Origin of the sequence: Paraburkholderia sp. HC6.4b (assembly GCF_014200875.1) — a bacterium.
GTDB classification, from domain to species: domain Bacteria; phylum Pseudomonadota; class Gammaproteobacteria; order Burkholderiales; family Burkholderiaceae; genus Paraburkholderia; species Paraburkholderia tuberum.
This window is the reverse complement of sequence record NZ_JACHDC010000006.1, coordinates 24,918-44,572: the sequence shown is the minus strand read 5'-3', so window position 1 is coordinate 44,572 and position 19,655 is coordinate 24,918. Positions and strand designations below refer to the sequence as shown.

Here is a 19,655-nt window from a genome sequence, read left to right as displayed (position 1 = left end):
ACGTGCGTCCGCAGTAGAGACCTCGGGAGACACGCCGGGCCCGCATCGCGTCGCTTGCCCGTCACAGGGCCGGTAAAGCGCAGCGTCCATTTGCAGCCCGCCTTGCCAAGGGTGAGCAGCAGCCCGGTTACCTTGCCACCGAATGCCGGGTTTTTGCCGAGCTGTAGTGAAGCCCTTATCCACCGCTCACGTGCCCCCGGCTTCGTCCACCCACCCTGCTGCGGCCGCCGCGCCCGCGCCGCGCACCGCGCAGGTCAGCGGTTCGTCGGCGACGTGCACGTCGAGGCCGATTTCCCGGCTCAAACGCCGCCCCAGATTGCGCAGCAGCGCGCCGCCACCGGTCAGCACGATGCCCTTGTGCGCGATGTCCGTCACGAGTTCAGCGGGAGCCAATTCGAGCCCGCGCTTCACCGCGCCGATCACCTGGCTCAGCGGCCCTTCGATCGCCTCCGAAATATCGCGGTTGCTCAACTGCACCGTGCGCGGTAGCCCATCGTCGACGCTGCGGCCGGTTGCGTTCATCTGCTCGAGCGGCACGTCGTGCACGGCCGAGCCGATGGCTCTCTTGACGTGCTCGGCGGTCTGCTCGCCGAGCAGCACGCCATACAGATTGCGCACGTAGCCGATGATCGCCGCGTCGAAATTGTCGCCGCCGACGCGCACCGAGCCACTATACGCGGTGCCGCCCAGCGCGATCACGCCGACCTCGGTGGTGCCGCCGCCGATGTCGACCACCATCGAGCCGGTCGGATCGCCCACCGGCAGGCCCGCGCCGAGCGCCGACGCGAGCGATTCGCCGATCAGGCTGACCTTCCACGCGCCAGCCGCCTCGGCCGCTTCGCGGATCGCGCGGCGCTCGACGTGGGTCGCGGAGGCCGGCACGCACAGCGTGAATACCGCGCGCCGGCTGAAGAGCGAGCGCGGCCGCGCCATGTCGACGAATTGCTTGATCATGTGTTCGGCCGCGGAGAAATTGGCGATGACGCCGTGGCGCATCGGCCGCACCGCTTCGAGATTGCGCGGCACGCGGCCGAGCAGCTGGCGCGCCTCGGCGCCGATCGCGGCGATCCGCTTCGACCCGCTCGTGGGCTGCGTCTCGAAGCACACGACGGACGGCTGGTTCAGCACGATGCCGCCGTCGTCGGTATAGATAAGGGTGTTGGCCGTGCCGAGATCCACCGCCACGGCGTGGCGGAACAGTCGCTCAAAGAGCGGGTAATGCGGCGTCGGTCTGGCCATATGCAGGCTCTGATGTGTCGTTATGCGCCGTCCAAGGCGGTCTGGAAATGCGCCCCCGGTACCCCGAAGCCGCGCGACACGCACCGCTGGGCGTTGCGCTTCCCGCACGGCGGGGGTGATTTTCAAGCTATTGCCCGTATGACGGCAAGCCCGTCAGAATCTTTAGGGCCACTTTCTAGTGGGTTTGTGTCAATCGCGCGACAGCTCGCCCAGTGCGCGTTCCAGCGCGTCACGGCCGAGCGCGACGCCGTCGGCGGTGATCGTGTGGCCGACGCCGGGCAGCACGTAGGCGTCGACCGCATAGCCGGCGGAGTTGAAAGCGTCGGCCGCGGATTCGAGTTCGCGCACCGGGATCACCTCGTCGTTCTCGCCGTGGACGAGCGTGAGCGGCGTCGCGCAGTTCGACGACACGATCGGCGAGGCGAGCCGCCCCGAATACGCGACGACGCCGGCCGCGCCCTCAACGCTCGACGCGACGTGATGCAGCGCCATGATCGAACCTTGCGAGAAGCCGACCAGCGCAAGCCGATCGAAAGACAGCTGCCAATGCGCGAGCTCGGCGTCGAGCACGCGGCGCAGCGCCGGATAGGCGGCGGCGACGCGCGCCTCGCGGTTCGCCGCGCCGACGTCGCGCAGGCTGAACCACTGGCGGCCGCCGAAGCCGCCGTCGAACGGATCGGTGCCGTCGAGCGACACGAACGCCGTGCCGGGCAGGTCCTCGCTCCAGATGTCGGCGAGCGGCATCAGATCGCGCGCGTTGCTGCCGACGCCGTGCATCAGCACGACGAGGCTCGTCGCGGGCGCGTTTTGCGGCGCGCGCCGCCAGCCGTGTTCGAATTGTTGCCAGCTCATGGTGGGGTCCTTTTTTCCGTGGGATTGGGTGTACGTTTCGGCCTTTGCTGACGCAACCTCAGCCGCGAGCATACGCCGCGTGCCGCGTTCGCGCCGTCGGGCGCCGCATCGGCTGCTGCCGTGGCCGGCGCCGGCCGGCGATTGCGGGTATGCTTTTGCGCATCGACGGACCCGCCGCCGCGGTGCACGGTCCACGGCATCCTGCGCCGACCATGCATTGCGAATCGCGCGCCCTCGCCGTCCGTCCTCACGCCGTTCGCGCCGTCCGCCGCAAAACCTCCGGAGAACGCCTTTTGAGCCAGCCCAACGCCGCGCCTGATTCCGCGTCGCCGCCGCCTCAGCCACCCGCGCCACCGTCACCGCCCGCGCCTCTCGAAGGCGGCCGGCTGGTTCTCGCGACGATCGCCGTCGCGCTCGCCACGTTCATGAACGTGCTCGACACCTCGATCGCGAACGTCGCGATTCCGACCATTTCCGGCAACCTCGGCGTCTCGGTCGACGAAGGCACGTGGGTGATCACCGTGTTCGCGGCCTCCAACGCGGTGGCGATTCCGCTGACCGGCTGGCTCACGCAGCGCATCGGCCAGGTGAAGCTGTTCGTCGGCGCGATCCTGTCCTTCACGCTCGCGTCATGGCTGTGCGGCATCGCGCCGACGCTGCCGATCCTGCTGCTCGCGCGGGTATTCCAGGGCGCGGTGGCCGGGCCGCTGATTCCGTTGTCGCAGGCGATCCTGCTCGGCTCGTATCCGAAGGAGAAGTCGTCGACCGCGCTCGCGCTGTGGGCGATGACCGCCACAGTCGGCCCGATCGCGGGCCCGGCGCTAGGCGGCTGGATCACCGACAGTTACAGCTGGTCGTGGATCTTCTACATCAACATCCCGGTCGGCCTGTTCGCCGCCGGCGTCACGTGGATGATCTACCGCACCCGCGAATCGCCGACGCGCAAGCCGCCGATCGACGTGGTCGGCCTCGGCCTGCTGATCACGTGGGTCGCGTCGCTGCAGATCATGCTCGACAAGGGCAAGGATCTCGACTGGTTCTCGTCGCCGGTGATCGCGATTCTCGGCCTCGTCGCGCTGATCAGCTTTGCGTTTTTCCTCGTATGGGAGCTGACCGAGGAGCACCCGATCGTCGATCTGCGGCTCTTTCAGCAGCGCAATTTTCTCGGCGGCACGATCGCGATTTCGATCGCCTACGGGGTATTTTTCGGCAATCTCGTGCTGCTGCCGCAATGGATGCAGGAGTACCTGAACTACCGTTCGATCGACGCCGGCCTCGTCACCGCACCGCTCGGCATCTTCGCGATCATTCTTGCGCCGATACTCGGCCGCGTGCTGCCGCACTCGGACGCGCGCGTGATCTCGACGGTCGCGTTCGTCGGCTTCGCGATCGTGTTCTATATGCGCTCGAAGTACGTGATCGAGATCGACACGTGGCACCTCGTGCTGCCGACGCTGCTGCAAGGCATTCCGATGGCGCTGTTCTTCGTGCCGCTGACGGCGATCATCCTGTCCGGCCAGCCGCAGAGCCGGATTCCGGCGGCGGCGGGGCTGTCGAATTTCGTGCGGGTGTTCTGCGGCGCGGTGGGCACGTCGATCGCGGGTACCGCGTGGAACAACCGCACGATACTGCATCATGTGCGGCTCACCGAGCAGGCGTCGGTCGACAACCCGTTGTTCGCGCAGCAGATCGACAACACGCAGTCGGTGCTGCATCTGAATCCACAATCGGCGAATGCGCTGTTCGATTTCACCGTGAACACGCAGGCCGCGATGATGGGCCTGAACGACGTCTTCTTTGTGTCGGCGATCATCTTCCTGCTGATCATTCCGCTGATCTGGATCACGCGGCCGGCCAAGGGCGGAGGTGGACCGGATGCGGCCGGCGCCCATTGAGGCAGATTCGTTTTCGCGCGACGGCGACGCTCGCGCGGTGGCCACGAAGCGGCGTCAGCGGAAATAGCGCGCCGGCGTGTCGCCGAACGCATCGCGAAACACCGCGATAAACGACGACACGTCGTTATAGCCGACTTCGAGCGCCACCTGCGTGACGCTCTCACCGGCGCCCAGATGTTCGAGCGCGGCCAGCAGACGCAACTGCTGGCGCCATTGACCAAAGGTCTGCCCCGTTTCCTTCGCGAACAAACGCGCGGCCGTGCGCGCGGTCACGCCCGCGGCCGCGGCGAGTTCCTCCAGCACCAGCGATTGCGCGGGATTCGCGCTGAGCGCCTCGGCGATGCGCCGCGCGCGCGGATCGCCCGGCCAGTTCAAGCCAAGCGGCGCGGCGGGCAAGCCGGCGACGCGATCCAGCAGCACCTGCAGCAGACGGCGGGCGGGTTCATCGGGCGTGTGATCGTGCGGCAGATCGGCCGCGGCGGCGAGCAGCGCCTGCACCAGTGTGTCGGGGATCAGCGCGCCGGTCTGCGCGGGCAGCGGCGCGGCGGAGTCGGCGGCGGAGTCGTCGGTGGCGTCCATTGCGGCATCGGTTGCGACGTAGAGCGAATACGACTGCACCGGCCGCGCCGCGTGCAGGCAGTGCAGCGTATTCGCGGCGATCCACAGCGCGCGGGCGGGCGGGACGACCCAACGGCCGGATGCCGTGCGCACGGTCAGCACGCCTTCGCTGACATGAATCAGACGCGCGCGCCGATACGCGCGCCACGGCTCGTCCAGCGTCGCATGGCGCTCGCCGACCACGAAGACCGCTTGCTCGATGCCGTCCGGATCGAAGGCTTCCGTCATGGTGTCTGCTCTGACGCGGGACGTCCGCGAAGGGAGCAAGATTAGCACGCGCGCGGGGCCCGGCTGCGAGGCGGGCTAACAGGGTCCGGCCACCGTGAGCGCATCCCGCCTAGAGCGGGCAGCTCAAAAATCTCTCGAAGGCGATGTTAACTTTCTCGGCAAGCCGTTAGCCTTGAGCACCTGAACAACGAGCCCCTTCGTCCATCGGGCCAGCCGTAATCAGAGCCTGAACAAGGTTGACAAATGGCGCGATCCCGGCAACGCTGCTCACGCTGCCGGGATCGCCACGAGCCTGATCGCCGAATGGGCCATTGCACCACGCGCAACACGAGCTCGCGCGCTGAGTATATTCAGCTGGGAGCTCGTGTTGTTTTGCTTGGTGAGCATAGCAACTTGCCCACGGGGCATGCCATGGAACGCGCAAAAATCACGATCGCCTACGACTTCATTTGTCCATGGTGCTGGATCGGACATCGAAATCTGGAGGCCGGCAAGGCCCTTGACGATCTTCCCGAATTAGACGTTCGTTATCTTCCGTTCAAATTGAACCCGGAAATACCGCCTCAAGGGATGCACCGGCGCGCCTACCGAAGGCTCGAGTTCGGTAGCTGGACTCGCTCGGAAATGCTGGGCGGACGTGACTTTGCCGTGACGCGCCGCTATTTGAACTTGACGAGATCCTTGAAGATCAGTTGAGCCCAGGTATTCCCCCTGGCCTGGACGAGCGAACCGCCCTCCTTGAGCGGTCCTAGCGCAATCGGCGCGAAACCGAGTTGTTCAGCCAGAGCCGCGACCGGTGCCACCGCACTTTCGTCATCACTCGACAGAAACACGACGCGGCTGCCGCCATTCACACTCGGATCAGCGGCCAGAACGGCGGCGGGCAGATGGTTAAAACCCTTTACGAATCTGGACCCGGTAAACGCTTTGGCGACAACTGCGGAGGACGGCAGACCTTGTAGCTCTTCGACGGGAACGCCGTAAGCATTTGTCGCGTCGATGACCGTCTTGCCCTTCCAACTCTTGATCTGCTTCGCGACCTCGCGGTGCTCCCAGAAAGGAACCGCCAGGAAGATCGTGTCGGACTCGATTGCATCCTGCAGCGTCCTGGGGACGACGGTAGGGCCAATCGCTCGTGCCTGCTGCATCAACGTCTCGGGAGGGCGCCGGCTGGCGACCGTTACGTCGATGTTCTTTCTTGCAAACGCTCGAGCGAGTGCCTGGCCTACCGCGCCAAAGCCAATAATCGAATAGCTCATGCGAACTCTCCATTCAGGTGACGTTTTGATCAACCACGGATCCATGGTGATTATTGGCAACCGGGCGCGCGGGAGCGTTGCCCGCGTTAGGCGGCCCGCTGCGCGCGATGCGCCATGCGAGCCACAGCAGACACGCGGAGCCGAGCGCCTTCGACGCCGTTTGCAGCGACGACAGCGCGAGCAGACGTGACAATACCCGCTGGACAATCACCGAAACCAATCCAGGTTATTGATCAGGATTTCATATTTATCGACGCAACACGGACCATCTTCGTCAAGTTGACAGGCCCCCTACACGCTTTTCGGCGCGATTTCAGATAGCCGAGAAGCCGCCGTCGACAGACAATTCCACCCCATTCACGAAGCTCGAATCATCTGAAGCAAGAAACAGCGCGACCGTCGCAATTTCCTCAGGACGACCCATCTTTCCCCGCGGGATCAGGGATTCGAACATCCGCTTCGCCTCCTCGGTGAGAACCTGGTCCTGCATCGGTGTGGCGATCGGCCCCGGGCTCAGCACGTTCACCCGGATATTCCTGCCCTTCAGTTCGTTGAGCCAAGTGCGTGCGAATGAGCGCAACGCCGCCTTGCTCGCCGAATACACGCCGTAACCAGGAAAACCTTTCACCGAAGCAACTGACCCGGTCATGAAGATCGATCCGCCATCGTTGAACAGCGGCAACGCCTTCTGAACCGTAAACAGCGTGCCGCGCGTATTCAGGCCGAATTCCGCATCGAAGTGCTGCTCGGTAATCTCGCCCAATGGGACGGCTTTGCCCATGCCAGCGCTCGCGAACAGGACGTCGATCTTGCCCTTTTCACGCCTGACTGTATCGAACAGACGGTCGAGGTCGTCGAGATTGGCCGCGTCGCCGCGCACACCGGTCACGTTCCGGCCAATCTGCTTGACGGCCTCGTCGAGCACCTCCTGCCTGCGGCCCGTGATGAAAACATAGGCGCCTTCTTCGACGAACCGCTTGGCGCTCGCCAGCGCCATGCCGCTCGATCCGCCCGTGATGACTGCAACCTTACCCTCAAGCTTTCCCATGACATCTCCTTTCGTGGTGTCGGACAGCGTCTCGGTTCCCATTTGCACAAATGTGCTGTATCTTGTGGATCACCGATCCAGATACAGCTTCATTTTATACGGATCACCGATCCGATTGTCAAGGCGATTTATGCGAGCCGACGCCAGAAAAAATTACAGCCATCTACTTGCGGTCGCGCGTGACGTAGTCACCGAGCATGGCGCCGATGCGTCCATGCGAGATATCGCCCGCCGGGCCGACGTCGGGTTGGCCACACTGTTTCGCCATTTCCCGACACGAGAAGCCTTGTTCGAAGCGTTGCTGCGTATGAACGTGGACGAACTGATACAGCAGGCAGCCAAACTAGAAACGTCGAATCCGCCTGACGAAGCGCTGGTGTCCTGGTTTCGCGAAGGGGTTGCATTCGTTCGTAGCTATAGCGGCATTTGCGCCTTGTTCGCGACCGCGCACGCGGACCCTGACTCCGCGCTTCACGCTTCGAGCACAGCGCTGCGTTCAGCGGGCGCGCGACTACTGCGCCGTGCTCAGGCCGAGGGAACGGCGCGCGCCGATATAGATGGGGTCGACCTGTTCGCCCTGATGTCGGCGCTCGGCTGGCTCGACGGCCAACCCGGATTCGCGCCACGCGGGGATCATCTCTTTCACATTATTACGAGCGCCATCCTGACAAACCGGTCGAGCAACGATGTCGAGAAGGCAACGTGTTGAATCAGATCGCCGACGCATACTTTCCTACCAGGAAAGCCCCGGGGATTCGAACCAGACGGCGCAAAGCTGACTGGAGCCGACAGTCGAATGGCCATTACCGCACTTGATCGATCGGCCGCTTCTGGCCGCACGGTGACATCCGGGTCAGTCCTCGATCTCTCTATCTCAGCCGGGTTGAAGGTGCTGGCACTCCGTTTGGAACCAATAGTCGACCAGGCGCTGTGCCGCTTGTAGATCATCCGGGTAATACGGATCATCAAACCACGGTGACGGGTCGTAGCCCGCTTTCCTCAAGGCAGCGAGTTCGCTTTGGTGCTGCGCCATCGTAGGGGGCGCGTTTGTCTTGAGCGCCGCCAGGTCGCGGCACTCCGTCGGAGTGAGGTGCGGCCCGGTATACGGCATGCCACCAGCGACACAGCCGGTGAGCAAAATCACCAGAGCGGGAAGTATTGACTGTGTTCCAGGCCGATTTCTCATAGTACGTCTCCTTCCCTGCGCCGCGCCGTGAACCAACTCGTAGTGCGCACCGTTGCCGCTGCGGGTGGAAAATGCCCGCCTTCGACGCATGTCACTTCGAAGCCGGAACCGGCGTCGCCTTCTCTCACCACCTTGTAGATGCCACGCGTCTGAACCTTCTCGCGCGGTTTGTGCCCTTCGGCCCTATCACGCTCCTTCGGTTGATCCGCCGCGGGAGCAGCAAGCATCGTTCCTCCCGGCTACCGCGGAGCCCACGTCAGGCGTGAACGTCAACTTGTCCCGCGAGGCGCCGTCTGCAAGCCCGCGCCTCTCCACTACAGGCCAACTATCGTCGATCCAGTTGCGCAGGCGCGACGCGGCCCCCTGGCTGGGATCGGTCGCCGTGACGGCGAAACCATGAGTCAGGAAGTGTGTCACCCAACCCGCGCCAATGACATCAGTGCCGACGACGGCGACGTTGACGGCTCGCGTTGTCATCGGTTAGCCCTCCTGGCAGGCAGCGTGGATTGTTTCGCGCAACGGCCGCAGCCCAATGATCTTCCGTGCTTCAGCCGGCGTGGCCGGCTCGTAACCCATCTCGCGGACCAGGCGAACAAGCCGCTCGACCAGGTGAACATTAGTGGCCAACTGACCTTGTCTGTTAGTAGAAGTTGTCTTCGAGTCCGACGCGCACGTCCCCTCCCAGCAACGGCGAGTTCATCGCGGCAGGCAACTGCGCCGCGCCGATAGCGCTGACGTTGAAGACGCCATTGCGGGGCAGATGATCGATCATCATCTGCAACAGCCGGGGCGTGTAGGGCAACGCGCCCTGGAACGCATTGGCGCCGATCACGATATTGATAAAGTGCGGCGCGTCGTCGAGCCCCTCGTTGATGGCGCGCTGAACATCCTGGACGAAGTCGGCGAGGCTGACCGGCCACAAGGGAACCCTCGACGACGTAGGCTACATCGTCGACAATCGCCATAAATTTGACGCATGCGGGCGTCTTATCAGTTGTGTCGCGCCGTTCCGGAAGCCGATTGATCGAATCCAGGCGGCGAACAATCTGCGTTCGAATGCGCTATCAGGGATATGACACGCTCTTCGAGACCCTCCCGCATCCGGCTGCAGGATGCTCCGCAATGAGGGCGGCCGAATCCGGTCGGGTACTCCTCATTGCATTGCAGCAAAGGCGGCGCCGCCGCCCGCACCGGCAGGCGCGCAGTTCGCCGCTTGCCGATCCCCCGCTCCTTGCCTGCCGCGACGTCACTGGATCAGCGGCACCACGCCGAGCTTTTCAGCCAGCATCCTTTCGTAGACACCAAAGTGCAGATCGACCTCTTCCTGGGTGACCACGGTCACGAAAATAGTGATCTGCGCGGGCTGCAGGCCCAGCACCGTCGCGATCGCCGCTTCCAGCTGGGGCGCGCATAGCCGGTCATCGGCGAACGTGGTGCCGACAGCAATCTCGTAAGCGGACTCCTGCCGGAACACCACTTCAACCAGCCGCGCCCGGGCGCTCATGTTGCTGTCGATCGCCAGCCGGATGACTTCGACCGCCGTGCGCATCGTCTCAGTCGGGAACCCCTTTGTTGAGCGCAACCGGATACGGTGACGCCCAAGAGTGAGCCAATCGTATTCGAATTCCATGGTGTCCTCGCATGGTGTTGCAGGGTGTCGTGAACGTAGGGGTGTGACAATCCAAATTCAAGAACAAAAAGTCGCCATGGCCCACTTGAAATTTCTGTTTTCAGTCCTATCTTGAATATCGCTCAGGCAGTCGCGCCGGCATTCCGGCGCGCTGCGTGTTTCGATTTGTTTGCCGCAGCATGGCAGACGGACTGGAGCGCGTATGCCGGTTCGTTTCCCTGCTGCATCCAAGGAGGAAACGATCATGAGTGATCTCTACTTCGGGACCGACCTTTTCAGCGAGTTCGACCGTCTGCAACGGCAGATGGCGAGTCTCTTCGGCGGTTTCCCGTCCAGCATCCGCTCGGGGCGCCTGGGCGCATTCCCGCAGGTCAACATCGGTTCGACCGACGACTCTATCGAGATCGTTGCGTTCGCGCCCGGTATCGATCCGGCGCATCTCGACGTATCCATCGACAAAGGGCTGCTGACCATCAGCGGCGAGCGCCAGACGGGACAGCCGGAAGCGGCCGGCGACGACGTGCGTACTTATGCGCAGGAGCGGTTCGTCGGCACCTTCCGGCGCGTCATTGAACTGCCGCAGCATGCGGACCCTGACAAGGTCACGGCGCAGTACACCAATGGTTGTCTGACCGTGAGCATCGGCAAGCGGGAGACGTCGAAGCCGCGGGCCATCACTGTTCAATGAAACCGGTCGCAGAACTGAGGAGGACATCATGAACGACACGACAGAACTTGCCAGGAAAGACGAAACCGCGGTGGCCCGTCAAGAAGACGAGCAGTCGCAACGCCCGATCACGCTAACGCCGCCCGTAGACATCTTCGAGGACAGCCAGGGCATCACCCTGTGGGCCGATCTGCCCGGCGTTACAAAGGACCGCCTTGATGTGAAGGTACACGATGGCAACCTGTACATCGAGGCCGAGGCGGTGGTGCCCACGCCGGCGGGGCTGCGCCTGCAACATGCGGAGATCCGCCAGCCGCATTTCGCGCGGGCGTTCGCTCTTGGGGCTGACTTCGACGCAACGAAAATCGATGCGAACCTGAAAGACGGCGTGCTGAAGCTGACAATACCGCGCCGCGACGAAGCCCGGCCGCGTCGGATCGAGGTGCGGACGGACTGAAGTCGGCAGGTGGGCAGCAACGACAGGGAGAAAACCGGTGGCGGTCGTCCGGCCGCCACCTACTGACTGCGGAGGCCTGGATGCGGACGTCATACATGAATGCTGGCGCGGACGCACGCTCAGCGTACGGCGCGGTGCCGGTACGTGAGCTCAGGACGCGCCGCGGATCGCGAGGCGGCCGTGGCGGCGTTCCGCAGATGCAGTCGGGAACGTCGAGGGCAGAGTCGCGACTTCAGCGCAATGACAGGAATCCGGTTCTCCGGCCAGACTGTAGAGGAGGATACGATGAATACGGATCCGAAAAAGTGGAATCCCTTCAAGTTCCTACGCGGGGCGGCTCGCAAGTCCGATGCGGACACCTCGGAAAGCCCCCCGGCGAGCGAACAGTGGCGTGACTCGTGGCCTGACATTCCGCGATTGTTCACACGCGAACCGTGGCGTGCTTTGGAAGAGTTCTTCCATGACCCGTTTGCAGGTCGCGGCGCCCTCGAACGATGGTTTGGCGACTTCAGTTCATCGCGCTTCCAGCCGCGCATCGACGTGGTCGACGAAGGAAAGGTGTTGCGCGTGACCGCCGAGCTGCCCGGGATGGAGCGCGAAGACCTGAGTGTGAGCGTCGAGGACGGGGCGATCGTGTTGCGCGGCGAAAAGAAACAGGACGTGCGCAGCGAGGAAGACGGCTGCTACCGGCTCGAGCGCGCCTATGGAAGCTTCATGCGCACAATCCCGATGCCGGAAAACGCCGACCCCGATCACGCATTGGCAAAATTTGATAACGGTGTGCTCACGTTGACCGTGCCGAAATCGGAGCCGGCGCGATCCACTAGCCGCACGATCGGTATCGGCTAGGCCAAACAGGCAAGAAGTGCGCTGGTCGCGGTGAACATCGGGCGAGACGGGCCGTTAGCTCAGTTGGTAGAGCAGCGGACTTTTAATCCGTTGGTCACTGGTTCGAATCCAGTACGGCCTACCAAAAGATTCAAGGGCTTAGCGTTCGCGCTAGGCCCTTTTTCTTTTCCGACTGTCAACGAAGTGTCAACGGCATTGTTGTGGCGGCCCGCGATTTGGCTTAATTCGCCGAGTATGATTGAACCTCTTGCGATCTCAAGGGGGCTCGGGGCGTCTCCCAAAGATGGCTTCGGCCCGGAGGCGATTCATCGTTGGACTTTTTCCATGAAGTGACCTCCCTGTCGGTTAGGATCGTTTCAAGCGTCGCCGCGTTGTATGTGATGTCGGTTTTTCGATGAACCTCTTCGAAGGCATCAGACCCAACGCAAGCAGGATCAGACGCTTCTCCTGTGCACCGATGTCGCCCTTGGGATTGAATGAAGTCATGCTGCATCCGCCGAGCAGGCCGAATGCGCCGAGCGGCATAACGCGGCCTGCGGCAACGCAAAACCGTTTGACGGTATCAGATTGACCGTGCGCACTTGACCCGATACAGCGATTTCTTCTACATAAACCTGGGATTCTGCATGTCATGTACCCTGGTTGCCGGTAACACCACAGGCGGACGAACTCACCTGCGGCAGCGCCCCTTTGGCTGGCGTGGAAAGGGACCGGCCAAACTGAACCCGGCCGGCCCCACGATGGCTAGCGGCCTGTCGCATCCTGCACAGCTTCCTTCGTGGTTTCCCCAGGTGGGGCGGAGTTCGGCGCTGCCACTTCGAGATGTGGTTGCGCGACGCCCGCTTTATGGCGCCTGCGCGAGTAATGCGCTGGCTTGCTAGCACCCTCCAGTCGCGTCGCGTGAGGCGCGCCCCCGGGACGATGCACGTCGTGCGTCACGAATCCCGAATCGTGATCCGGTATCGCAAACCAGTCCGGATGCTCAAACGACGCGCGAATGTCGTCCAGGCCCGTCTGCCAGTGCTCGCTCATCGTGTCGATGCTGAATTCGTAATCCTTATAGTGCCCCTCATACGCCTTGTTCTTGTATATGAGGTGCACAACATTGACCGTACTGCCATCGGCAACTTCCCGCGCCTCCCGGATGAGCGGATGCTGCTTCTCCAGGCCCGGCGGCACATGCTTCAGTAGCTCCTTGATGAGCTGTGCATGACGCTGGGTCGACCCGAGCATCGCGGTGATAGCGCGGGTCCGGCTGGAATACTGGATGTCCTTGGCGCGCTCGGACACATCCAGCATGTCGCCCGGGAGGCCACCGCTCGCACTCCAGAGGTCAACCTGGAAGACCAGGGTGTCCTTGTGCTGCGGGTCGCTTACAACCTCAGTCAACGGGGTGTTCGACACCAGACCGCCGTCCCAGTAATATTCGCCATCAATCTCGACGGCAGGAAAGCCCGGAGGGAGCGCACCCGAGGCCATGAAGTGCTCTGGCGAAAGGCGCATCTGGGTGTTGTCGAAGTAGACCAGGTTACCCGTGCGCACGTTGACCGCGCCGACGGAGACGCGAATATCGCCGTCGTTGATTCTGTCGAAATCGGCGAATTGCAGAAGGGTCGCCCGAAGCGCGGTGGTATCGTAAAAGCTCACTTCTTCTGGCGAGCGCTTGCCCATCCCTGGGATGGGCACCGGAAGGCGCGGCGAGAAAAAGCCTCGCTGCCCTTCGGTGAGTGCGCGGCCTGCCGCCCAGCAGCTCGACCACTTGCGCGACAGGTCGTGCATGCCCGCGGCGCGGGGTAGCCACGCGCCGAGGTTCCCGAGCATGTCCGCCGGCTGGCAGATGGTGTTCCAGAATCCATGCAATGCCTCGGTACGCTTGCCCGGAGCGTTGCCCGCGATGATGGCTGTGTTAAGCGCGCCGATGGAGATGCCGGAAATCCAGTCCGGATGAATGCCAGCTTCCTCGAGGCCTTCGTAGACGCCGGCCTGATAGGAGCCCAGCGCGCCGCCACCCTGTAGCACGAGAGCGACCTCGTCATAGGCCGGAAGCTTGAAAGTCTTGCGAGGTGTGCCTGATGTTTCTTGATCTTGACGCACTGGGCGGCTCCTTAGTGCATCGACCAGCCGTGGCTGACGATAATGGACTGGCCCGTCAATGCGGACGATTCGAAGCCGGCGAGGAATGCCACGGTGTTGGCGACGTCTTCCACCGTCGTGAATTCGCCGTCGACCGTTTCCTTCAACATCACGTTCTTGACGACGTCTGCTTCCGAAATGCCCAACGCTATCGCCTGCTCCGGAATCTGCCTGTCGACAAGCGGCGTGCGCACGAACCCCGGACACACGACATTGGCCCGTACACCGCGCGAACCACCTTCCTTGGCTACCACGCGTGCGAGACCGAGCAGTCCATGCTTGGCCGTCACGTAGGCAGCCTTCAGCTTCGACGCTTCGTGCGAGTGGACCGAGCCCATATAGATAATCGACCCACCGTTGCCCGCAGCGTACATGTGCCTGACAGCAGCTTTGGTCGTGAGGAACGCGCCGTCCAGATGGATTGCGAGCATTTTTTTCCAGTCGGAGAAAGCATAATCTTCAATCGGGTTGACAATCTGGATGCCCGCGTTCGAGACCAGCACATCGATGCTGCCAAGCCTGTCGACAGCCTGCTGGATGCCGGCGTTGACCGCTTCTTCGCTCGTCACGTCCATTGATACAGGCAGCGCTTTGCCACCCTCCTTGCGGATGCTCTCGGCCACGCTCTCAGCAGCCTTGAGGTTCAGGTCCGCGATTACCACCGACGCGCCGAGCGCCGCGAGCTTGCGTGCGCACTGTTCACCGATACCACTTGCAGCGCCCGTCACGAGCGCGACCTTATCTGTTACGGACATGCCTTTTCCTTAATATGTCAGAGGGTGCTTACTGATTCGCGGCAAGCTTGAGTGCCGGCGCCTCGGCGAGGTAATCGAAAGCCACCTCCCCGATGTCGAGCGTGAGATTGGCGATAACGTGCCGCGCGCCGACGATTTTGCGCACCGGCAAATCCGCCACCGGAGCCAAGGCATGGGGGTGCAGCTCAAGCGCGGCCGGACCGCCCCACGCGCCGAGCACCGTGACATCCCGCAGGAAGTAGCGCACGAGCTCGCAGATGCGGGCTGAACCGTCGACGTGCGGAATGACTTTCAGTAGATAGTTCGGCGTGTCCGCCAGCTTCTTGCGCTCGACCTCGAGGTCAAGTGGCTCGTACTTGTAGCCCATCGTGCCCGTGGCAATGCGCTGGGTGCCATAGTCGAGCGTTCCAAGCAGCGTGTCGTTGCCGTCAACACGCAATTTCGGACTCGCCAGCTTCTTGGGGAAACCCCAAATCTCACGACCGCCTGCAATCGGGCCTTCGTCGTCGAGGTACATCGCGTGTGTGTAGCTGCCTGGCGCGCCGGCATCATCTCTTACCGAGATAACCTGGCCGCTTTCCGTGTAATCGCCGAATCCCGACGAGTCTGGCATGCGAATGAATTCGTAATGCACGAGGGGGCTTGCGACTGTCAGTGGTTCCGGCACCACGGCGCGCAAAGCGTCCATGTCGGTCTCGTACGAAATGATGAAGTACTCGCGATCAAGGAAGCGAAACGGCGGGCGGGGGTAGGAAGGATTGTGGACGGGCATCGCAAAAGCATCTTTGCGGATTTTTTCGATTTTCAACTATCTCTCCAGTAGTGACGTCAAATGACGTCGCGTCTTTAAAGCCCACGCATGCGCACCAGAGGTGCTGTGCTGCACACCGCGCCTCTGCCTTATCACAGCGTGTCGGATTCGAGTGGCCCTGTGCTTTGCATCGTTGTACAGAGCACGGGCAATAGTAGCGCCTTGGTCCATGCATCGGTGTCCTTGCTGGCCGTAAAACACTGTCCCCCTCGCCGCAACAATTGGTTCGATCCTTGTGCGCGTCAGCTTCTCATCGGCGAAACGCCGCGTGTAGCGATGTCGCTTCGTGATAGGCAATGTCGCACATATAGGCGTACGTATTAATTGCCACATGGCTCGTTGTTTCGTCCCCGATGCCTCGCTTGCTTCAGGCATGTCGATTCGAAACCGCGTCCCCGAGAATATAAACGCGTGCAAGGTCACAGTTGGACATTAACGGAAGCCGCGACCATCATTGCGCCTGCGTTTCGCGGCGGCGGATCGCCTGCTCTGGGAGAGTACACGGCGTCGCCCGCCTCAATCGGATGACCGCTCAACACGCACGTCCCCGGCCCCTTCGCGATGAACACCCGTCAGGGCTGGTAATCACAGCGACCGCTGCACGAATCGCACCAGGAAACCGACCGGGTCTGCAAAGGGTTCGGCGCCGCTTTCAGGTCAGGCGGATCTTCGGTTGGACGAGACCATTGATCTGTTCCGCTGTCCACAGCAGCGTCGCCTTTCGAAAGCCATGGAGAGCCTGCTGATGGCGCCGGTAGAGCATGGCGTGACTCAGTTGAGCGAAACGTCCGCGCACGAAACCGCCACGAAAGAGTCCGAAGCGCCCAAGCGTGCCGAACGCGTTGTAGTCGCTCAGCGAGACGAGCGAACCGAAATCGCGGAAACGGAAATCGGCAAGTGGCTTGCCTGCAAGCCACCCCGGAAGGTGACGCGCGAGATGCTCGGCCTGCTGCGTGGCGACCTGCGCGGTCGGTGCAAGTTGCCGGTCGTGACCGGCAAGTGTCAGGCTTGCGCAATCGCCAAGCGCGAACACGTGATCGTCACGCGAAGACTGCAGACTCCCTCCGACGACGATCTGGTTGGACCGGTTCGTTTCGAGTCCGTCGAGATTGTTCATGAAATCCGGCGCCTTGACGCCCGCTGCCCAGACCATCAGATCGGCCTCGGCAAGCGTGCCGTCGCCGTGGCGAAAACCATTCGCCTCTGCCGCGGTAACACGCGCCGAAGTCAGCACGCGAAAACCGATATGCTCGAGCTGCGACTGGCTCGATGCCGATATCTCCGGCGCAAACGCCCCGAGCACGCGCGGGCCGCTTTCGAGCAGCGTCAGACTCAGCCGCTCTCGCACAGTCGGGTCTCCGTAACTCGACGCAACGTCAAGCAAGCGGCTCAGTTCAGCGGACAGCTCAACACCCGTTGCACCCGCGCCGACGATCGCCACACGCAGTGGTTCGTCCTTCACGACGCTTCGAAATACGCGCGCTCGCAACGCGGCGTTGAACGCTTCGGCCTGTTTTTGACTGTCGATGAAATGGCAGTGCTCTTTCACGCCCGGCACGCCGAAATCGTTCGCCCGGCTACCCAGCGACAGCACAAGCACGTCGTACCCGACCGTTCGCGGACCGAGCACTACTTCACCTTCCGGCGTCCTGAGCTCGTCGAGCTGGACCAGCCGCCGGCTTCGATCGAGCCCGTTCATTGCGCCGGGCTGATAGGTGAAGCCGTGATCGCGGGCATGGGCGAGGTAGATCACCTGCTGCTGCTGAACATCGCGCGTGCCGGCTGCAATAGTGTGCAGCATCGGCTTCCATATGTGCGTCGGGCTGCTGTCGATCAGCGTGACGCTGGCCCGGCCGCTGCGCCCTAACAGGTCGCCGAGTCGGGTAGCCAGCAAAATTCCCGCAATCCCGCCGCCAACGATGACAATCCGTATTGGTTGTGACATAATAAATTCAACGCATGATGAATAAATCGCATCGTAGCCTAAAGCACGAGCTCCGTCAAACCGCGGCCCTCCTCAGCGTCTCACGCGCCGTCAGTTAAACTTCGGCTGAATTGACGATCCACAACTCACACCCAAATGAACGACGTAACGTCAGGACCTGCCAAGCTGATCGAGAAAAAGCGTACCCGCGGACGACCCGCGTACAGCGCTTCCGTCGGTGCCGACGTCCTCCTGCGACATGCCCGGCGCACCTTCGCAAAGCGTGGATTCGACGCTACCAGCGTGCGGGAAATCGCGCGCGACGCGGGTGTCGACCCGGCGCTGATCGCGCATCATTTCGGGTCGAAAGAAGCGCTATGGGTTGCGGTGGTAGAGCAGATCGCGGATCAGGCTGCGCCAATGATCGACGCCACAGCCAGGTTGCGCTCGGCCACGCTAGGTGCGCGTGAGCGTGTCGAACACGCAGTGGTTCTTTTCATCGATCAGGTTTTCGACGAACCCGACCTTGGTATGTTTTTTTCGACTGCCGCGACCGAAGAAGGCGAGCGCTTCAACATACTCATCGGGCGTCTGGTGCGCCCCTATCACGACGTGTTCGTGCCTTTGCTCGAAGATGCATCGAGGGCGAAGGAATTGAAACCGCACCACCCCGAAGTCATGTTTTCCATGCTGATGAACGCCATCAGCAATACCGTGGCTTACCACCATATGCTGCGGGCTTTCTCGTCACTTCCTGAAGATCAGACCAGGTTCAAGCGCGCGGTGCGGGACACGGCGCTGAACATGATCGGAAAGTAATCAGCAAGACCCAATGCCCTTCGCGACAAGCCCAGAATCCTCCACCTGCTTATCGTGCGCGTCGTCCCCTGACGCATTCGCTGCCCAAGAGAACTACCATGGCGATGACCGCCCCAAGGAACGTGTCCACGATCCGCTCGCCGACGAGCGCGAAGGGAGCGCTCGTCCCGCCCACCGCTGAGATGGTCAACGCGGTTGGGGTAATGAAGGTCAGGGCCAGCGCGTAGTGCCGCGCGGCCACGACTTCGATCGCGAACTGGAGCAGCGCGAGGACCCCGACGAGCCAGAGGCCTTTCGGGTCGACGAGCTGGATCAAGCCAAAGACAGCCGCGCCCAAGACCGTGCCCACAACGCGGTGCACGGCCCGAATGGCACTTGAGCGCGAGACGTGGCTGCCCTGCAGCACCGCACCCGCGACCATAACCGTCCAGTAGGCACGGTGCTCCCCAAAAGACAGGCTCAGCAAGCCGGCGCTGGCAACCGCAACGATCACCCTCGCGGCGATCGTGGCCTTTTCCCCGTCGAGCAAGCCGGGAGGAAACCGCATGCGCAAGCTGGACGCTTCGCCCTTGCGCTGGTGCACAAGCGGCAGCGCGAGGGGTGCGATCACGAGCAAGTACGCACTGAGCGCGCCGAGCGCGACCAGAGAGGGGATCATAAAGACGCCAAGGGGCCAACCGCTGAAACGCGCGGAAGCGGCCAGATGACCGCTGACACCGGCGACCAGCACGAACTGCATCGGCCCGGGCGGGCCCATTCCGACACCGAGCAGAATGATGCTGGCGAGCGCAGCCACGGCAACGAGGCAGGCGATGGTCAGCCACGCATTCGTCGCGCACAGTACGCCCAGCGTGGAGGCGGCCACGAACCCCGCCGCGACGAACGGCAAGGCCTGGAGCCGGTCGCCCAGGCGCAGCGTCGAGCCGTAGAGAGCCGTGAAGGCGCCGAGAGAAGTGATGAGCCCGAGTGACTGGTGGCCGGCCAGCATGAACGCGCTCAGAGGCACGCCCATGGCGACGCCCCCTCCGACGCCGGCCGACCACCGCCACGGGCCGTCGTTGAAGCCAAGCAGGCTTTTCAGTACGCGGGGCGGCAAGAAAGGTCTTCTCATTTGGGATTGTTTTGTGAAGCGGCCAGGCGATTGGATAATGAAATTTGAATCGAAGGCGGAGATCGCGTTTTCGCTCCGACGGCGCTCCGGTTTGCACGTCTTGTCTGTCGACACTTCAGAGCCGCATCCCGCAGGGTCGCAAGTGACCAACCGCCTTTTTGCGGCTTCAAGACG

The 19,655-nt window shown here is 62.7% G+C and carries 22 protein-coding genes, 1 tRNA gene and 2 pseudogenes; 8 read left to right on the top strand and 17 right to left on the bottom strand.

Annotated elements, in window-relative coordinates; genetic code table 11:
• Window positions 1-186: 186 nt before the first annotated feature.
• A complete protein-coding gene (locus HDG34_RS10865) occupies window positions 187-1,239 on the bottom strand; it encodes a rod shape-determining protein (RefSeq protein WP_184059879.1) in 1,053 nt (350 codons plus the stop codon).
• A 189-nt stretch (window positions 1,240-1,428) separates the two neighbouring features.
• Window positions 1,429-2,091 (bottom strand): alpha/beta hydrolase, encoded by a 663-nt coding sequence (locus tag HDG34_RS10860; protein ID WP_184059877.1) that lies wholly within the window; start codon window positions 2,089-2,091, stop codon window positions 1,429-1,431.
• A 293-nt stretch (window positions 2,092-2,384) separates the two neighbouring features.
• Here HDG34_RS10860 and HDG34_RS10855 point away from each other — a divergent pair, with 293 nt between their 5' ends.
• The gene (locus HDG34_RS10855) at window positions 2,385-3,986 is read left to right on the top strand and encodes a DHA2 family efflux MFS transporter permease subunit (RefSeq protein WP_184059875.1); all 1,602 of its coding nucleotides are present in this window, start codon (window positions 2,385-2,387) and stop codon (window positions 3,984-3,986) included.
• Between the two features lie 54 nt (window positions 3,987-4,040).
• Here the strand turns inward: HDG34_RS10855 and HDG34_RS10850 are convergent, their stop codons facing one another.
• Window positions 4,041-4,832: an AraC family transcriptional regulator gene (locus HDG34_RS10850; protein ID WP_184059872.1), complete on the bottom strand. Its 792-nt coding sequence runs from the start codon at window positions 4,830-4,832 to the stop codon at window positions 4,041-4,043.
• 411 nt (window positions 4,833-5,243) lie between these two features.
• Between HDG34_RS10850 and HDG34_RS10845 the strand changes: the two genes are divergently transcribed.
• The gene (locus HDG34_RS10845; RefSeq protein WP_184059870.1) at window positions 5,244-5,528 is read left to right on the top strand and encodes a DsbA family protein; all 285 of its coding nucleotides are present in this window, start codon (window positions 5,244-5,246) and stop codon (window positions 5,526-5,528) included.
• Here the strand turns inward: HDG34_RS10845 and HDG34_RS10840 are convergent.
• The 3 genes from HDG34_RS10840 to HDG34_RS10830 form a co-directional block, all read right to left on the bottom strand.
• Window positions 5,492-6,091: an NADPH-dependent F420 reductase gene (locus HDG34_RS10840; protein WP_184059867.1), complete on the bottom strand. Its 600-nt coding sequence runs from the start codon at window positions 6,089-6,091 to the stop codon at window positions 5,492-5,494. The two genes, HDG34_RS10845 and HDG34_RS10840, sit on opposite strands and share 37 nt — an antisense overlap.
• Window positions 6,092-6,104: 13 nt before the next feature.
• The gene (locus tag HDG34_RS40140; protein ID WP_409259309.1) at window positions 6,105-6,302 is read right to left on the bottom strand and encodes a hypothetical protein; all 198 of its coding nucleotides are present in this window, start codon (window positions 6,300-6,302) and stop codon (window positions 6,105-6,107) included.
• Window positions 6,303-6,404: 102 nt separating this feature from the next.
• Entirely contained in the window at window positions 6,405-7,139 is a 735-nt protein-coding gene (locus HDG34_RS10830; protein WP_184060301.1) for an SDR family NAD(P)-dependent oxidoreductase, read from the bottom strand.
• Window positions 7,140-7,269: 130 nt separating this feature from the next.
• Between HDG34_RS10830 and HDG34_RS10825 the strand changes: the two genes are divergently transcribed.
• Window positions 7,270-7,848 (top strand): TetR/AcrR family transcriptional regulator, encoded by a 579-nt coding sequence (locus HDG34_RS10825; protein WP_184059865.1) that lies wholly within the window; start codon window positions 7,270-7,272, stop codon window positions 7,846-7,848.
• A 165-nt stretch (window positions 7,849-8,013) separates the two neighbouring features.
• Here the strand turns inward: HDG34_RS10825 and HDG34_RS10820 are convergent, their stop codons facing one another.
• The 4 genes and pseudogenes from HDG34_RS10820 to HDG34_RS10805 form a co-directional block, all read right to left on the bottom strand.
• The gene (locus tag HDG34_RS10820; RefSeq protein WP_184059863.1) at window positions 8,014-8,325 is read right to left on the bottom strand and encodes a DUF4148 domain-containing protein; all 312 of its coding nucleotides are present in this window, start codon (window positions 8,323-8,325) and stop codon (window positions 8,014-8,016) included.
• 186 nt (window positions 8,326-8,511) lie between these two features.
• Window positions 8,512-8,802 (bottom strand): 3-hydroxyacyl-CoA dehydrogenase NAD-binding domain-containing protein, encoded by a 291-nt coding sequence (locus tag HDG34_RS10815; protein ID WP_184059861.1) that lies wholly within the window; start codon window positions 8,800-8,802, stop codon window positions 8,512-8,514.
• 3 nt (window positions 8,803-8,805) lie between these two features.
• Window positions 8,806-9,250 (bottom strand): annotated as a pseudogene (locus HDG34_RS10810) (3-keto-5-aminohexanoate cleavage protein); the annotation flags it as partial.
• A gap of 321 nt (window positions 9,251-9,571) precedes the next feature.
• Window positions 9,572-9,955, bottom strand: a complete 384-nt coding sequence (locus HDG34_RS10805; protein WP_090809669.1) for a hypothetical protein — start codon at window positions 9,953-9,955, stop codon at window positions 9,572-9,574.
• Between the two features lie 244 nt (window positions 9,956-10,199).
• On the opposite strand from HDG34_RS10805, the gene HDG34_RS10800 reads away from it, so the two are divergent.
• From HDG34_RS10800 to HDG34_RS10785, 4 genes are all read left to right on the top strand, one after another.
• Entirely contained in the window at window positions 10,200-10,643 is a 444-nt protein-coding gene (locus tag HDG34_RS10800; RefSeq protein ID WP_184060299.1) for an Hsp20/alpha crystallin family protein, read from the top strand.
• A 28-nt stretch (window positions 10,644-10,671) separates the two neighbouring features.
• Entirely contained in the window at window positions 10,672-11,079 is a 408-nt protein-coding gene (locus HDG34_RS10795; protein ID WP_184059859.1) for an Hsp20/alpha crystallin family protein, read from the top strand.
• Between the two features lie 285 nt (window positions 11,080-11,364).
• Window positions 11,365-11,928 carry an Hsp20/alpha crystallin family protein gene (locus HDG34_RS10790; protein ID WP_184060297.1) on the top strand — a complete coding sequence of 188 codons (564 nt, stop codon included), beginning with the start codon at window positions 11,365-11,367 and terminating at the stop codon, window positions 11,926-11,928.
• Window positions 11,929-11,976: 48 nt separating this feature from the next.
• Window positions 11,977-12,052 (top strand) — tRNA-Lys (locus tag HDG34_RS10785).
• 287 nt (window positions 12,053-12,339) lie between these two features.
• Here the strand turns inward: HDG34_RS10785 and HDG34_RS39030 are convergent.
• The 6 genes and pseudogenes from HDG34_RS39030 to HDG34_RS10760 form a co-directional block, all read right to left on the bottom strand.
• Window positions 12,340-12,453: pseudogene (locus HDG34_RS39030) on the bottom strand (cytochrome ubiquinol oxidase subunit II); the annotation flags it as partial.
• Between the two features lie 219 nt (window positions 12,454-12,672).
• Window positions 12,673-14,022 (bottom strand): patatin-like phospholipase family protein, encoded by a 1,350-nt coding sequence (locus HDG34_RS10780; protein WP_184059857.1) that lies wholly within the window; start codon window positions 14,020-14,022, stop codon window positions 12,673-12,675.
• A gap of 11 nt (window positions 14,023-14,033) precedes the next feature.
• Entirely contained in the window at window positions 14,034-14,816 is a 783-nt protein-coding gene (locus tag HDG34_RS10775; RefSeq protein WP_184059855.1) for a 3-hydroxybutyrate dehydrogenase, read from the bottom strand.
• Window positions 14,817-14,844: 28 nt separating this feature from the next.
• Window positions 14,845-15,624: an acetoacetate decarboxylase gene (locus HDG34_RS10770; RefSeq protein ID WP_184059853.1), complete on the bottom strand. Its 780-nt coding sequence runs from the start codon at window positions 15,622-15,624 to the stop codon at window positions 14,845-14,847.
• Between the two features lie 422 nt (window positions 15,625-16,046).
• Complete coding sequence (locus HDG34_RS40135) at window positions 16,047-16,196, bottom strand: DUF3331 domain-containing protein (protein ID WP_090809656.1); 150 nt, start codon at window positions 16,194-16,196, stop codon at window positions 16,047-16,049.
• 83 nt (window positions 16,197-16,279) lie between these two features.
• Entirely contained in the window at window positions 16,280-17,572 is a 1,293-nt protein-coding gene (locus HDG34_RS10760) for an NAD(P)/FAD-dependent oxidoreductase (RefSeq protein WP_184059851.1), read from the bottom strand.
• Between the two features lie 135 nt (window positions 17,573-17,707).
• Between HDG34_RS10760 and HDG34_RS10755 the strand changes: the two genes are divergently transcribed.
• Entirely contained in the window at window positions 17,708-18,370 is a 663-nt protein-coding gene (locus HDG34_RS10755) for a TetR/AcrR family transcriptional regulator (RefSeq protein WP_184059849.1), read from the top strand.
• A gap of 49 nt (window positions 18,371-18,419) precedes the next feature.
• On the opposite strand, the gene HDG34_RS39825 is transcribed toward HDG34_RS10755, so the two are convergent.
• On the bottom strand, window positions 18,420-19,595 hold the full coding sequence (locus tag HDG34_RS39825) for an FUSC family protein (protein WP_221309101.1): 1,176 nt from the start codon (window positions 19,593-19,595) through the stop codon (window positions 18,420-18,422).
• Between the last annotated feature and the right edge of the window lie 60 nt (window positions 19,596-19,655).